This is a genomic window from Streptomyces sp. B5E4 (assembly GCF_039871555.1).
Lineage (GTDB): Bacteria > Actinomycetota > Actinomycetes > Streptomycetales > Streptomycetaceae > Streptomyces.
Window position 1 is genome coordinate 570830 of the sequence record NZ_JBDPMI010000001.1, and the last position, 13927, is coordinate 584756.

General features: G+C 73.6%; 13 protein-coding genes. 6 read left to right on the forward strand and 7 right to left on the reverse strand.

Annotated features, from left to right (window positions below; all coding sequences use genetic code 11):
- Positions 1-5 precede the first annotated feature (5 nt).
- Both ABGA99_RS02360 and ABGA99_RS02365 read right to left on the reverse strand, forming a co-directional pair.
- Entirely contained in the window at positions 6-764 is a 759-nt protein-coding gene (locus ABGA99_RS02360) for a Sir2 family NAD-dependent protein deacetylase (RefSeq protein ID WP_347582052.1), read from the reverse strand.
- A 44-nt stretch (positions 765-808) separates the two neighbouring features.
- The gene (locus ABGA99_RS02365; RefSeq protein ID WP_347575921.1) at positions 809-1297 is read right to left on the reverse strand and encodes a VOC family protein; all 489 of its coding nucleotides are present in this window, start codon (positions 1295-1297) and stop codon (positions 809-811) included.
- A gap of 117 nt (positions 1298-1414) precedes the next feature.
- On the opposite strand from ABGA99_RS02365, the gene ABGA99_RS02370 reads away from it, so the two are divergent.
- The 5 genes from ABGA99_RS02370 (at position 1415) to ABGA99_RS02390 (ending at position 7267) form a co-directional block, all read left to right on the forward strand.
- Complete coding sequence (locus ABGA99_RS02370) at positions 1415-2275, forward strand: inositol monophosphatase family protein (RefSeq protein ID WP_347582053.1); 861 nt, start codon at positions 1415-1417, stop codon at positions 2273-2275.
- Positions 2276-2376: 101 nt separating this feature from the next.
- Positions 2377-3792, forward strand: a complete 1416-nt coding sequence (locus ABGA99_RS02375; RefSeq protein WP_347575919.1) for an NAD(P)/FAD-dependent oxidoreductase — start codon at positions 2377-2379, stop codon at positions 3790-3792.
- Positions 3793-3981: 189 nt separating this feature from the next.
- Entirely contained in the window at positions 3982-5505 is a 1524-nt protein-coding gene (locus ABGA99_RS02380; protein ID WP_347582054.1) for an AlkA N-terminal domain-containing protein, read from the forward strand.
- Positions 5506-5510: 5 nt separating this feature from the next.
- Positions 5511-5996 carry a methylated-DNA--[protein]-cysteine S-methyltransferase gene (locus ABGA99_RS02385; protein ID WP_347582055.1) on the forward strand — a complete coding sequence of 162 codons (486 nt, stop codon included), beginning with the start codon at positions 5511-5513 and terminating at the stop codon, positions 5994-5996.
- Positions 5997-6139: 143 nt separating this feature from the next.
- The gene (locus tag ABGA99_RS02390) at positions 6140-7267 is read left to right on the forward strand and encodes a glycerate kinase (protein WP_347576121.1); all 1128 of its coding nucleotides are present in this window, start codon (positions 6140-6142) and stop codon (positions 7265-7267) included.
- 83 nt (positions 7268-7350) lie between these two features.
- Here ABGA99_RS02390 and ABGA99_RS02395 read toward each other — a convergent pair whose 3' ends face one another.
- Positions 7351-8310, reverse strand: a complete 960-nt coding sequence (locus ABGA99_RS02395; RefSeq protein ID WP_347575916.1) for a LysR family transcriptional regulator — start codon at positions 8308-8310, stop codon at positions 7351-7353.
- A 105-nt stretch (positions 8311-8415) separates the two neighbouring features.
- Between ABGA99_RS02395 and ABGA99_RS02400 the strand changes: the two genes are divergently transcribed.
- A complete protein-coding gene (locus ABGA99_RS02400) occupies positions 8416-10419 on the forward strand; it encodes a M4 family metallopeptidase (RefSeq protein WP_347582056.1) in 2004 nt (667 codons plus the stop codon).
- Between the two features lie 117 nt (positions 10420-10536).
- Here ABGA99_RS02400 and pssA read toward each other — a convergent pair whose 3' ends face one another.
- The 4 genes from pssA to ABGA99_RS02420 form a co-directional block, all read right to left on the reverse strand.
- Positions 10537-11385 carry a CDP-diacylglycerol--serine O-phosphatidyltransferase gene (gene pssA, locus ABGA99_RS02405; protein WP_347575913.1) on the reverse strand — a complete coding sequence of 283 codons (849 nt, stop codon included), beginning with the start codon at positions 11383-11385 and terminating at the stop codon, positions 10537-10539.
- Complete coding sequence (locus ABGA99_RS02410; protein WP_347575912.1) at positions 11372-12025, reverse strand: phosphatidylserine decarboxylase; 654 nt, start codon at positions 12023-12025, stop codon at positions 11372-11374. The genes pssA and ABGA99_RS02410 overlap by 14 nt, the downstream gene beginning before the upstream one ends.
- Before the next feature lie 166 nt (positions 12026-12191).
- On the reverse strand, positions 12192-13409 hold the full coding sequence (locus tag ABGA99_RS02415) for an acyl-CoA dehydrogenase family protein (protein ID WP_347582057.1): 1218 nt from the start codon (positions 13407-13409) through the stop codon (positions 12192-12194).
- Entirely contained in the window at positions 13409-13927 is a 519-nt protein-coding gene (locus tag ABGA99_RS02420; RefSeq protein ID WP_347582058.1) for a MaoC family dehydratase, read from the reverse strand. Before ABGA99_RS02420 ends, ABGA99_RS02415 begins: the two co-directional genes overlap by 1 nt.

Sequence of the window (13927 nt, forward strand, 5' to 3'; positions counted from 1 at the left end):
GGGGACTACGCGGTCTCCGCCGTCAGGCGGGTCAGCAGTGGCGGCAGGGCGGTGCCGATGGGCTCGCGGACGACCTCGGCCGCGCGGTCGTCGTACGGGGTGGGCTCGGCGTTGACGACGATCAGGCGGGCGCCGTGGTCGGCGGCGAGTCCGGCCAGGCCCGCGGCGGGCTGGACCTGGAGGCTGGTGCCCACGGCGAGGAACACCTCGCACGCCTCGGCGATGGCGGCCGCCTCGCCCAGGACGCCGGGATCGAGCCGTTCGCCGAACATCACGGTGGCGGACTTGAGGATCCCGCCGCACTCAAGGCACGGCGGATCGTCCTCGCCGGCCTCGACGCGGGCCAGGGCGTCCTCCATGGGCCCGCGGGCCTCGCACTGCGTGCACACGACGCTCCGGGCGGAGCCGTGCAGTTCCAGGACCTTGCGGGCGGGCGTCCCCGCGAGCTGGTGCAGCCCGTCCACGTTCTGCGTGAGAACCCGCACGGGCACACCGGCGCGCTCCAGGCCGGCGATGGCCAGATGCGCCGCGTTGGGCTCGGCCTGGAGCGTGCGGTTCGTGCGCCGCATCTGCCACGAGCGCCGCCGGATCTCCGGGTCCGCCATGTAGTAGTCGTACGTGACGAGCTTCTGGGCCTCCGGGTCCCGGCGCCAGACGCCGTTCGGGCCGCGGTAGTCGGGGATGCCGGAGTCGGTGGAGACGCCGGCGCCGCTGAGGATCGCCACCAGGGGGCGCCGCCCCGTACTCTCCGTCGCCGCAGACATGCGGACAGGGTACGGGCGCCCACCCCCTGTCGCCACGGCGTTTCCTAGTTCGCGAAGCCGCCCTTCGGCTCGATGATCTCCAGGTTCGTGCCGTCCGGGTCGTTGAAGTACGCGACCTTCGTACCGAGCGCCGCCTCCGGCGTCACCTCGCCCGCGCGGAACGTGTAGTCCTCGCCCAGGAAGTCGTATCCGGCCGCCCGCATCCGCCCGTACACCGCGCCCAGGTCGTCCACCCGCAGACACAGGTGCATCGAGCCCGGCCGGTTCGCCATGCCGTTCGTGCGCTCTCCGACGGGGTCCTGGAACTGGATGAGGTCGATCCCCAGGCCGTCGAGGTTGATCGTGGCGTAGCGCAGGGTCGCGACCGGCAGCCCCTGCGACCGCCCGAACGGGACGCTGTCCATCGTCCCCGCCGCGACGGGCTCCCGTCCGGTGAGGGCGCCGTAGAACGCGATCGAGGCGTCCAGGTCCGAGACCGAGATGCCGACGTGGGCGGCGCGGGTGAGGTTCATCGGTGTGGCGGCGACAGCCATGGGAAAGCCCTCTCGAACGAAGCCTCGACCGTTTGGAGCAGATTCTCCAGGAATCTACGGAATCACGCATCCTCTCCGCGTTCCGCGTCCGGGGCCACCGCATGGTTCGATGGACATATGCTGGACGACTTCCCGGCCTCCGCCGATGCCCTCGACCGGGTCGAGGACGCCCTGCGCAAGGCGGCGGCCGAGGAGGTCATGCCCCGCTTCCGGCGGCTCGGCGCCGACGAGATCCTGCAGAAGGACGGCCCCCACGACCTGGTCACCGTCGCCGACCGGCACGCGGAAGTGCATCTGGAGCGCAGCCTGACCGCGCTGCTGCCCGGGTCCGTGCTCGTCGGCGAGGAGGGGACGCACGCCGACCCCGGCCGGCTCGCCGCGCTGCGCGGGGACGCGCCGGTGTGGATCGTGGACCCCGTCGACGGCACCCGGCAGTTCGTCCGCGGCGAGCCCGGCTTCTGCATGCTCGTCGCCCTCGCCCATCGGGGCGAGGTGCTGGCCTCCTGGACGTACCTGCCGGCCAAGGACGTCATGGCCGTCGCCCGCCGCGGCGGCGGCGCGCACGTCGTCGGCGGCGGGGAACTGCGCACCGGCGTGCCCGAGCCCGGGCAGGAGCTGCACGTCGCCGTCTCCCACCACGACTTCACCACCGAGGCGGAGAAGCGCGCCCTCGCCCGTCTCGACGTTCCCGGGGTACGGGCCCGGCCCTGCGGCTCCGCCGGCCACGACTACCTGTCCGTGGCCCGCGGCGAGATCGACGCCGTGGCGTTCTCCTGGGAGAAGCCCTGGGACCACGCCGCGGGCCTGCTGCTCGTCGCCGAGGCGGGCGGCGCCAGCGCTACGGTCGCGGGCGAGCCGTTCCGCGTGGCCGGCGGCAACGCCCTTCCGTTCACCGCGGCGCGGGACGCGGAAACGGCGCGTCATATCCTTGCCCTGCTGGCCGGACCGGGCCGAGGAGTCCCCGGGGCGGCGCCCTAGGGTCCCGCTGCCGGACCAGGCCGGCGCAGGGTGACGCGGCCCGGGATGTCCCACCGGAGGAGCCCTGACCCCAGTCAGCGACGACGGGAGTGGCGAGGCGGATGACGACGCTGGTCGACGTGGTGGTCGTAGGCGCGGGGCCCAACGGGCTGACCGCCGCCGTCGAACTCGCCCGACGCGGCTTCACGGTCGAGGTCTTCGAGGCCCGCGACACCATCGGCGGCGGGGCGAGCACCGCCGAGCTGACCCTGCCGGGCTTCCGGCACGACCCCTGTTCCGCCGCGCACCCCTTCGGCATCGGCTCCCCGGTCTTCCGCGAACTGCCGCTGGCCGACCACGGCTTGGCGTGGGTGCACAGCGAACTGGCCATGGCCCACCCCTTCCCCGACGGCTCCGCGGCCGTGCTCTCCCGCTCCGTCGGCGAGACGGCGATGTCGCTCGGCACCCGCGACGCCGGCGTCTACCGGCGGCTGGTCGAGCCGTTCCTCGGCAAGTGGGACACGCTGTCCTGGGACTTCTTCACCGCCTCGCTGCGCTCCGTGCCCCGCGACCCCGTCACCCTCCTGCGGCTCGGCCAGCTAGCCATGCCCGCGTCGCTGCTGAACCGCCGCTTCCACGGCGAGCACGCCCGCGGCATGATCGCCGGCCTCGCCGCGCACGCCATCGCCCCGCTGCACACGCCGATCACCGCGGCCATGGCGCTGACCTTCGCGCTCGCCGGCCACGCCGTCGGCTGGCCGGTGGCGCGCGGCGGCTCGCAGGCCATCTCCGACGCGCTCGCGGCGTACCTGCGCGAGCTGGGCGGCGAGATCCACACCGGGATCGAGGTCAAGCGGCTGGACGAGCTGCCGCCGGCGCGCGCGTACGTCTTCGACACCTCGCCGACCGCGCTGGCACGCATCGCCGGGCTCGGCGGGGCGTACGACGGGTTCCGCTACGGCCCGTCCGTGTTCAAGATCGACTACGCCCTGGACGGGCCGATGCCCTGGACCTCCGAGGAGGCGCGCCGCGCCACCACGGTGCACGTCGGGCCCACCGAAGGCGAGATCGGCGTGGCGCTGGACGCCGCGGTGCACGGCGTCGAGCCCGCCGCGCCGTTCCTCATCACCTGCCAGCCCACCATCGTCGACCACACCCGCGCGCCCGAGGGCAAGCACACCTTCTGGGTCTACGGGCACGTGCCCAACGGCTGGGAAGGCGACGCCACCGACGCCATCGAGCGGCAACTGGAGCGCTTCGCGCCCGGCTTCCGCGACCTGGTGCTGGCCCGCGCCACCGCCGGACCGCCGCAACTGGCCGCGCGCAACGCCAACTACGTCGGCGGCGACATCGCCTCCGGCGCGTTCTCCGGCATGCAGACCCTCATGCGCCCGCGCCTCGCCCGGGTGCCGTGGGCCACGGTCCACCCCCGCGTCTTCCTGTGCTCCTCCTCGACGTACCCCGGGCCCGGTGTGCACGGGATGGGCGGCCACAACGCGGCCCGCGCGGTCTTCCGCACCCTGACGCGGTCCCGTTGACGGGAGGCGGGTCTCCCGGTACGACCGGCGGGTCTCCGCGCGGCCGGCGGCTGTCGGACACCCTTGCCGGCCCACGCGGGGCGCGCTGACGGCGCCCGCTCGTGGCAGCCGCCCGAGCCGTACCGGCGGCCCCACCGTCATGTCGGATTCTCGCTAGCTTTCGCCCCCGCGGTGGACGACTCTGGAGACATGTTCACCGACACGGAGCGCTGCGTACGGGCCGTCCAGTCCAAGGACGCCCGCTTCGACGGCTGGTTCTTCACCGGGGTGCTGACCACCGGCATCTACTGCCGGCCCAGCTGCCCCGTCGTCCCGCCCAAGCCCCAGAACATGCGGTTCTACCCCAGCGCCGCAGCCGCCCAGCAGGCCGGCTTCCGCGCCTGCAAGCGGTGCCGCCCCGACACCAGCCCCGGGTCCCCGGAGTGGAACCACCGGGCCGACCTCACCGCCCGCGCCATGCGGCTCATCGCCGACGGCGTCGTCGACCGCGACGGCGTTGCGGGCCTCGCCGCCCGGCTCGGCTACAGCACCCGGCAGATCGAACGCCAGCTCCGCGCCGAACTCGGCGCGGGACCGCTCGCGCTCGCCCGTGCCCAGCGCGCCCAGACCGCGCGGGTCCTCATCGAGACCTCCCCGCTGCCCATGGCCGACATCGCCTTCGCCGCCGGCTTCTCCTCCATCCGCACCTTCAACGACACCGTCCAGGAGGTCTTCGCCCTCGCCCCCACCGAGCTGCGCCGCCGCGCCGCCCGCCCCCGCGCCGGCAAGGCCGGCACCGGCGGCACGAGCGGCACCGGCGGCGCCCCCGGGGTCATCAGCCTCCGGCTGCCCTTCCGGCAGCCGCTCACCCCCGACAACCTCTTCGGCCACCTCGTCGCCACCGCCGTCCCGGGCGTCGAGGAGTGGCGCGGCGGCGCGTACCGGCGCACGCTGCGGCTCCCGTACGGGCACGGCATCGCCTCGCTCACCCCCCGGCCCGGCCCTCATCCCTATATCTCAGCCCGCCTCGCCCTCACCGACCAGCGCGACCTGGCCATCGCCATCAGCCGCTGCCGCCGGCTGCTCGACCTCGACGCCGACCCCGTCGCCGTCGACGAACAGCTCGCCCGCGACCCGCAGCTCGCCGAGCTGATCGCCAAGGCGCCCGGACGGCGGGTGCCGCGCACCACGGACGGCGCCGAGTTCGCCGTACGGGCCGTCCTCGGCCAGCAGGTCTCCACCGCCGCGGCCCGCACCCACGCGGGGCGGCTCGTCACCGCGTACGGCACGGAGATCGAGGACGCCGAAGGCGGTCTCACCCACCTCTTCCCCGAACCCGGCGCCCTCGCCGGACTGGACCCCGCCGCCCTGGCCATGCCGCAGACCCGGCGCACCACCCTCACCGCGCTCGTCGCCGCCCTCGCCGCGGGCGACCTCGACCTCGGCGGCGGCAGCGACTGGGAACAGGCCCGCCACCAGCTCGCCGAGCTGCCCGGCATCGGCCCCTGGACCGTCGAGGTCGTCGCCATGCGCGCCCTCGGCGACCCCGACGCCTTCCCGGCCACCGACCTCGGTGTCCGCAAAGCCGCCGCCGGACTCGGTCTGCCCGGCAGCCCCGCGGCCCTCGTCCGCCACTCGGCCGTCTGGCGGCCCTGGCGCGCGTACGCCGTGCAGTACCTGTGGGCGGCGCCGCCCGCCGGCGACCACCCGATCAACCTGATGCCCACGGAGTGAAGGACATGCGCACGCACACCACCGTCGACAGCCCGGTAGGCCCCCTCACCCTCGTCGCCGAGGACGACAACCTCACCGGGCTCTACATGACCGACCAGCGCCACCGCCCCGCCGAGGAGACCTTCGGCGCCCCCGCCGACCCCGCGGACCCGCCGTTCGCGGCGGCGACCGCGCAGCTCACGGCGTACTTCGCGGGCGAGCGCACCGACTTCGACCTGCCGCTGCACCTGGCCGGCACGCCGTTCCAGCAGCGGGTGTGGGAACAGTTGCGGCAGATCCCGTACGGCCAGACGATCTCCTACGGCGAACTCGCCGAGCGCGTCGGCAACCCCGCCGCCTCCCGCGCCGTCGGCATGGCCAACGGGCGCAACCCCGTCGGGATCATCGTCCCCTGCCACCGCGTCGTCGGCGCCAACGGCAGCCTCACCGGGTACGGGGGCGGGATCGACCGGAAGAAGCAGTTGCTCGCGCTGGAGCGGCGGGAGGGCTGAGCGCCGGCAACCGCAGCCGTACGGGCCCGGGGACGGCGGATGCGCCGGACCCGGGCCCGATGGGCAATCCGGCGGGCTTGCGGATAGGGTCGCAGCGGCGTGACCAGGACCATAGCGAGGGGTGGCAAGTGACGCACGGATCGGTGACCCGGGTGCTGATCGCGGCCGACAAGTTCAAGGGCTCCCTCACCGCGGAACAGGTCGCCCAGCGGGTGACCGCCGGCCTGCGCAGGGTCGCGCCCGGCCTCGCCGTCGAGGCCCTGCCCGTGGCCGACGGCGGCGACGGCACGGTGGCCGCGGCGCTCGCGGCCGGCTTCGCACGCCGCGAGGTCCGGGTCACCGGGCCGCTCGGCGAACCCGTCACCGCGGCGTACGCGCTGCGCGAGGGCACCGCCGTCGTCGAGATGGCCGAGGCGTCCGGACTGCAACTGCTGCCCGCCGGCCACTTCGCGCCGCGCACCGCCACCACGTACGGCAGCGGCGAACTCCTGCGCGCGGCGCTCGACGCCGGGGCGCGGAGCATCGTCTTCGGCGTCGGCGGCAGCGCTACCACGGACGGCGGGGCGGGCATGCTCGCGGCACTGGGCGGGGTCTTCCTCGATGCGAAGGGGGCGGCGGTCGGCCCGGGGGGCGGGCCGCTGGCGGGGCTGGCGCGAGCGGACCTGAGCGGGATCGATCCGCGGTTCGCGTCCGTGGAACTGATCCTCGCCAGCGACGTCGACAACCCGCTCACGGGCCCGACCGGGGCACCGGCGGTCTACGGCCCGCAGAAGGGCGCGAGCGAGGCGGACGTCGAGGCGCTGGACGCGGCGCTGACGCACTACGTGCGGGTGCTGGAGGAGTCCGTGGGGCCGCGGGCGGCCGAGCTGGCCCGGGAGCCGGGCGCGGGGGCGGCGGGCGGCATCGGCTACGGGGCGCTGATCGGCCTCGGCGCGGAGTTCCGGCCCGGGATCGAGGTGCTGCTCGACGTCCTCGGCTTCGAAGCGGCGCTCGCGCGCGCGGACCTCGTGATCACGGGGGAGGGCTCGCTGGACCGCCAGACGCTGCACGGCAAGGCCCCGGCGGGCGTGGCGGCGGCGGCCCGCGCGGCGGGGAAGCGGGTGGTCGCGGTGTGCGGAGGGCTGTCGATCGACGAGACGGCGCTGCGGTCGGCGGGGATCGAGCGGGCGTACGCGCTGTCGGCGCTGGAGCCGGACGTGGACCGTTCCATGCGCAACGCGGGCCCGCTGCTGGAGTCGGTGGCCGCATCCCTGGCCCACGACTACATCTGACCGCCGGATCTCTCCTCCCCCAACCCCCTGCCCGAACCCCCCGGGGCCCCTCGGGGCACCACCCCGTGCTCCCCGCCCGTCCCTCACGTCCGTTCCGGGTGGACCTCCGGGTGGTCCTGCCACCACGCCCCGTACCGCGGGTTGTTCGCGAGTCCCGCCTCGTACGCCCGTGCCGCCGCGCGGTACAGCACCTGCGCCTGTTCCGCCGGGACCGCGCGGCGTTGCCATGCCAGGGTCAGGCGGCCCCTGATCGGGTCTCCCGTCAGGGGGCGCAGGACCACCCCCGCCGTCGCCGGGGCCGTGGGCTGGAAGACCGCCACCGCGCGGCCCGCCGCTATCAGGCGGCGGTTCAGGGCCGTGTCGCCGATGCGGTAGCGCAGCGCGGGGGTGAAGCCCGCGGTCGCGCAGGCCGTCTGGAGGGCCTCCGGGCCGCCGTCGTCCTGGCTCGTCATCGCCATCCACTGCTCCTCCGCCAGGTCGCCCAGCGCCACCCGCTCCCGGTCCGCGAGCCGGTGCCGCTCCGACAGGGCGATCCAGAAAGGCTCGCCGGCGACCAGCGTGCGGGCCGTGACGCCCTCCGGGAGCGGGGTGCGGTGGTCGTTGACCTCGCCGTAGAGGATCGCGTCGTAGTGGCCGGAGCCCAGGAGCCGGGTCAGCGCCGTGACCGAGTCCTCGCTGTCGACCGTCGTCCGCCGGTCCGGCAGCAGTTCGTCCAGCTCCTGCACCAGCGCGCCGAGCATCACCAGCACGATGCTCCCCAGCCGCAGCGGCCCGGCCGCCGCCGTGGCGCGGGCCCCGGCCGCCAGGGCCTCCATCTCGCCGAGCACCCGGTGCGCCTTGGACAGGACGAACTCGCCGAGCGGCGTGGGCAGTACGCCCCGCGGGGTACGCGTGAACAGCTCGCCGCCGGCCACCCGCTCGATGCGGCGGAGCTGGGCCGACAGCGCCGGCTGGGAGACGCCGAGGAGGCGGGCGGCGCCCGCGAGGCTGCCGGCCTCGGCGATCCGGCAGACAGCCTGCAGGTGCCGTAACTCCAGCTCCATTCCAGCAGCGTATAACCCGGGTATGGGGGCGGGTGGGATATCCCCGAACCGCCATGTGCACGCCGATACTCGCGTCACCGGTTTCCCTAGAGGGGAGCAACAGACGTGAAGTCCACAAGACTTGGCGCGGTCGTGGCGGCACTCGCCCTGACCGCCGGCCTGACCGGTGCCGTCACCGGCACCACCAGCGCCGCGCCGCCGCCACCCGAGCAGCCGGGCGGCAAGGCCCGCGCCCTCGCCGCCGCCGACCGCGCCGCGGACAGCGGGCTCGACGGGCTGCGCCACAGCCCCGGCGAGGAACTCGTCCGCACCAGGGTGACCCCCTGGGACGACGGGCTCTACTACGCCGCGTACGAACGCACCTACCTCGGTCTGCCGGTCACCGGGGGCGACGCCGTCGTACTCGCCGACAGCCGCGGGCGCGTCCTCGACGTGGCCGCCGCGCCGGCGCCCGAGCTGTCGCTCTCCCCGCGCGCCCGGATCTCCGCTGCCGCCGCCGAGCGGACCGCCACCGCGCGGGTCGCGCACCCGGAGAAGGCCACGGCGCCCGAACTCGGCGTGCTGCTCACGGACGACAAGGGTGTGCTGATCTGGCAGTCCACCGTCACCGGCACCACCACCGCCGGCGCCCCCAGCGTGCGCGAGGTGTACGTCGACGCCCGTACCGGCGAGGTCGTCGAGACCCGCGAGCAGGTCCGCGACGCCTCCGGGCAGGGCTACCACTACGGCACCGTCGACATCGACACCGCCGCCAACTCCATGACCGACCCGCTGCGCACCGGCTTCCAGTGCGGCGGCCAGAACGGCGCCCCGTACACCACCCCGCCGTGGGGCAACGGCGGCGCGAACGACCTGGAGAGCGCCTGCGTCGACATCATGTACGCGGCCCAGCAGGAGTTCGACATGCTCAAGGAGTGGACCGGCTACAACGGCCAGAACGGCCGCGGCGGCCTCGTCCCCGCCCGCGCCGGACTCAGCGTCGTCAACGCCTACTACGACGGATCCAAGACCACCTACGGCCGCAACCAGACCGGCACCAACCAGCTCACGTCCATCGACGTCGTCGCGCACGAGTACGGGCACGAGATCTTCGACCGCACCCCCGGCTCCAGCGGCTCGGGCAGCGAGAACGGCGGCATGAACGAGTCCACCGGCGACATCTTCGGCGCCCTCACCGAGGCGTACGTCAACAGCCCCGCCGATCCGCCCGACTACACCGTCGGCGAGAAGGCCCGCTTCTACGGCGACACCCGCCCCATCCGCAACATGTACCACCCGTCGCTGGTCAACAACGACCCCAACTGCTACACCCAGCTCGGCTCCGGCACCGAGGTGCACGCCGCGGCCGGCCCGCAGAACCACTGGTTCTACCTCCTCGCCGAGGGCTCCAGCCCCGGCGGCGGCAAGCCCAGCAGCCCGATCTGCACCGGCGGCCCCTCCTCCGTCACCGGCATCGGAGTCCAGAAGGCCGCGAAGATCTTCATGGGCGGGCTGCTGCTGAAGACCTCCGGCTGGAACCACCGCGCCGCGCGCGCGGCGACCATCACCTCCGCCAAGGCCGCCTACGGCGCCACCGAGTGCAACGCCGTCAAGGCGGCCTGGAGCGCCATCGCCGTGCCCGCGGCGGCCGGCGAGGCCGACTGCGGCGGCAGCCAGACGCCGGACTTCTCCCTCGCGCTGTCGCCGAACTCCGGCAGTGCCGAGGCCGGCGGCTCCGCCACCGCCACCGTGAGCACCACGACGACCGGCGGCGACCCGCAGAGCGTCGCGCTCAGCGCCTCCGGCGCCCCCTCCGGCGTCGCGGCGGCCTTCTCCCCGGCGACGGTGACCTCGGGCAACTCCGCGACCCTGCGGCTCGACGTCGCCGCCGGGACCGCCGACGGCACGTACCCGATCACGGTGACCGGCACCGGCAGCGCCACCCACACGGTGACGTACACCCTGACCGTCGGCTCCGACCCCGGGCCCGGCACCTGGGCGACCGGCACCTCCTACCGGGCCGGTGACACCGTCACGTACGCCGGCCGGAGCTACCGCTGCCTGCAGGCCCACACGGCCCTGCCGGGCTGGGAGCCGCCGAACGTCCCCGCGCTCTGGCAGCCCGTCTGACCCCGATCCAGGGCGGGCAGGCCGGAAAGCCGTCGCGGGCGGGGGAGCGGGCCCCCGGACGCGACGGTGCGGTCCGTTCTCGTACGCTACGGGCCCGCGGCCCGCGGCGTGCCCTGCTCAGCCCTGCGCGGCGGCGCGCGCCTCGCGGCGGCCGACGCGGAAGGTGTTCACCCGGCGGGCGGTGGCGAACAGCGGGATCGTCGCGGCCGTCACGATCTGCAGCGCGCAGCCCGTCTGGAGCAGCAGTTGCCCGTTCGGCGCGTCGAACGCCCACGCACCCAGGCAGGTCATGCTGATGAAGATCCACACGAGGGTGGCCACCGCGAGCCGGCCGCGCGGCTTGGGGTACTCCACCCGGCTCACCATCAGCCAGGCCACCCCGACGATCGCCAGCAGCGTCGGCACGAACGGCAGCTCCAGCAGCACCACCGAGATCACCGTGAGCGCCCCGAAGGGGCTCGGCATGCCCTGGAAGACGCCGTCCCGCACGGTCACGCACGAGAACCGGGCAAGCCGCAGCACCACCGCCAGCACCACCGCGACCGCGGCCACCGTGGAGACCCGCTGGTGCGCGTCGTCGGCGACCATGCCGTAGACCAGCACGAAGTACGCGGGCGCCAGCCCGAAGCTGATCAGGTCGGAGAGGTTGTCCAGCTCCGCACCCATCGCGGAGCTGCGCAGCTTGCGCGCCACCAGGCCGTCGAAGAGGTCGAAGACCGAGGCGAGCAGCATGAGGATCACGGCGGTGGCGGCGCTGTGCCGGGCGATGCCGCCGGCGTCCTCGCCCATCAGGTGGGGGACCAGCACGCCGGTGGTGGTGAAGTAGACGGCGAGGAAGCCGCAGGTCGCGTTCGCCAGCGTGAGGGTGTCGGCGATCGACAGTCGCGTCGACAGCGGCATGTCGTCGTCGTCCTCGTCGACCTCGGGGACCCAGCCGGCCTTCGTCTCCGGATCAATCACGGTCAAGGCGCGTCACCCCTGCGGTGGTGGCCTGGCCGACGTCCACGCCGGGCGCGATGCCCTGCGGCAGGTACACGTCGACGCGGGAGCCGAAGCGGATCAGCCCGACGCGCTCACCCTGCTCGACCTTGGTGCCGCCGGTCACGTACGGCACGATGCGGCGGGCGACCGCGCCGGCGATCTGGACCATCTCGACGTCGCCGAGCTCGGTGTCCAGATGCCACACGACGCGCTCGTTGTTCTCGCTCTCCTTGTTGAACGCCGGGACGTAGCCGCCGGGGACGTGCTCCACGGAGACCACGGTGCCGGCCAGCGGCGCGCGGTTCACGTGCACGTTCAGCGGGCTCATGAAGATCGCGACCCGGGTGCGGCCGTCGGGCCACGGCATGATGCTCTGCACCACGCCGTCCGCGGGGGAGATGACCCGGCCCTCGGCGATCTCGCGGTCGGGGTCGCGGAAGAACCACAGCATGCCCGCCGCCAGCGCGGTGGGGGGCACGGCGGCCAGTCGGGCGGGCCAGCGCCCGCTGCGGCGGGCGCGCACGGCGGTGACGGCGGCGGTGGCCAAGGTCGGCAGGAGCCACGGCGATGCGCCGCGCGCCAGGCGGATCCGGCGGCGCGGAACGTTATCTGGGCTGTGGGGCATGTTTGACCTTCGTAGCGGGAGGGGGCCGCGGTGATGGGGGACGGCGGCTTGTCGGGGATGCTATCGGTTGGCACCGGCAACTCGGCAAGCCGAAGCGAGCTTTCGCCCGCGGGGGCCCGTGACCGGCTGCCACGCCACCCCTGCCGCCTGCCCCGGAAGCAGTCCGTCAACCCTGGGACCCGTACTCCTCCAGTAGCCGCCGTCCAATGATCATTTTCTGGATCTCGGCGGTGCCTTCGCCAATGAGAAGCATCGGCGCCTCCCGGTAGAGGCGCTCGATCTCGTACTCCTTGGAGAAGCCGTAGCCGCCGTGGATGCGGAACGCGTCTTCCACGACTTCCTTGCAGTACTCCGAAGCGAGATATTTGGCCATTCCCGCCTCTAGGTCGTTACGTTCTCCGGTGTCCTTTTTGCGTGCCGCTCGCACCATCATCGCATGCGCCGCCTCGACCTTGGTAGCCATCTCGGCCAGTTTGAACTGGATCGCCTGGTGCCGGGCGATAGGGCGGCCGAAGGCCTGCCGCTGCCGGGCGTAGCCGATGCCGAGCTCGAAAGCGCGCTGGGCGACGCCGCAGCCACGCGCGGCGACGTTCACGCGGCCCACCTCGACCCCGTCCATCATCTGGTAGAAGCCCCGGCCGGCCCCCTCGGGGCCGCCGAGCACCCGGTCGGCCGGGACGCGCAGCCCTTCCATGATCAGCTCGGTGGTGTCGACACCCTTGTAGCCCATCTTGTCGATCTTGCCGGGAATGGTCAGCCCCGGCTTCACGGTGCCGAACCCCGGCTCCTTCTCCACCAGGAACGTCGTCATCGACCGGTGCGCGGGCGCCTCGGGCGGCAACCCCTCGTCCGTCCGGCAGAGCACCGCGACCAGGCTCGACGTGCCGCCGTTGGTCAGCCACATCTTCTGTCCGGTGAGCAGATAGTCGCCGCCTTCCCCGTCCCGTACGCCCTTGGACGTGATCGCCGCCACGTCCGAGCCGAGCCCCGGCTCCGACATCGAGAACGCGCCGCGCACCTCGCCGGCGGCCATCAGGGGCAGGAAGTGCTCCCGCTGCTCGGGGGTGCCGTGCTGCTTGATCATGTACGCGACGATGAAGTGGGTGTTGATGATCCCCGACACGCTCATCCAGCCGCGGGCGATCTCCTCCACGCACAGCGCGTAGGTGAGCAGCGACTCGCCGAGACCGCCGTACTCCTCCGGGATCATGAGGCCGAAAATGCCCAGTTCCTTCAGACCCTCGACGATCTTCGCGGGATACTCGTCGCGGTGCTCCAGCTCGGTGGCCACCGGCAGGATCTCCTTGTCGACGAAGTCGCGGACCGTGGCGACGATCTCCCGCTGGACCTCCGTCAGCCCCTCCGTCTGCGCCAGCCGTCCCATCACCGCTCCCCGCCGTGCTCGGCCGGCTCCGGGCGGCCCGGCTGCTCGCCGCCGCGCGCCGCGACGTACGCCCGGGTGGGCACCATCACCTTGCGCCGGAAGACGCAGACCAGGGTGCCGTCCTGCTTGTGGCCGTGGGTCTCGACGTGCACGATGCCGCGGTCGTCCTTCGACTTCGACGGCCACTTGGCCAGCACGGTCGTCTCGCCGTAGACCGTGTCGCCGTGGAAGGTGGGCGCCACGTGCCTGAGCGACTCGACCTCCAGGTTGGCGATCGCCTTGCCGGAGACGTCGGGCACGGACATGCCGAGCAGCAGGGAGTACACGTAGTTCCCGACGACGACGTTGCGGCCGAAGTCGGTGGTCCCGCCGGCGTAGTGGGCGTCGAGGTGCAGCGGGTGGTGGTTCATGGTCAGCAGGCAGAAGAGGTGGTCGTCGTACTCGGTGACGGTCTTGCCCGGCCAGTGCTTGTACACCGCGCCCGGCTCGAACTCCTCGTAGGTGCGTCCGAACTGCAT

Bases quoted from the DNA above. Each gene is read 5' to 3' on its own strand.
- ABGA99_RS02370 (WP_347582053.1), top strand. From the start codon at position 1,415: ATGCTGGACGACTTCCCGGCCTCCGCCGATGCCCTCGACCGGGTCGAG.
- ABGA99_RS02395 (WP_347575916.1), bottom strand. From the start codon at position 8,310: ATGGAGCTGGAGTTACGGCACCTGCAGGCTGTCTGCCGGATCGCCGAG.
- ABGA99_RS02410 (WP_347575912.1), bottom strand. From the start codon at position 12,025: ATGCCCCACAGCCCAGATAACGTTCCGCGCCGCCGGATCCGCCTGGCG.
- ABGA99_RS02420 (WP_347582058.1), bottom strand. From the start codon at position 13,927: ATGCAGTTCGGACGCACCTACGAGGAGTTCGAGCCGGGCGCGGTGTAC.
- ABGA99_RS02380 (WP_347582054.1), top strand. From the start codon at position 3,982: ATGTTCACCGACACGGAGCGCTGCGTACGGGCCGTCCAGTCCAAGGAC.
- ABGA99_RS02385 (WP_347582055.1), top strand. From the start codon at position 5,511: ATGCGCACGCACACCACCGTCGACAGCCCGGTAGGCCCCCTCACCCTC.
- ABGA99_RS02360 (WP_347582052.1), bottom strand. From the start codon at position 764: ATGTCTGCGGCGACGGAGAGTACGGGGCGGCGCCCCCTGGTGGCGATC.
- ABGA99_RS02375 (WP_347575919.1), top strand. From the start codon at position 2,377: ATGACGACGCTGGTCGACGTGGTGGTCGTAGGCGCGGGGCCCAACGGG.
- ABGA99_RS02365 (WP_347575921.1), bottom strand. From the start codon at position 1,297: ATGGCTGTCGCCGCCACACCGATGAACCTCACCCGCGCCGCCCACGTC.
- ABGA99_RS02415 (WP_347582057.1), bottom strand. From the start codon at position 13,409: ATGGGACGGCTGGCGCAGACGGAGGGGCTGACGGAGGTCCAGCGGGAG.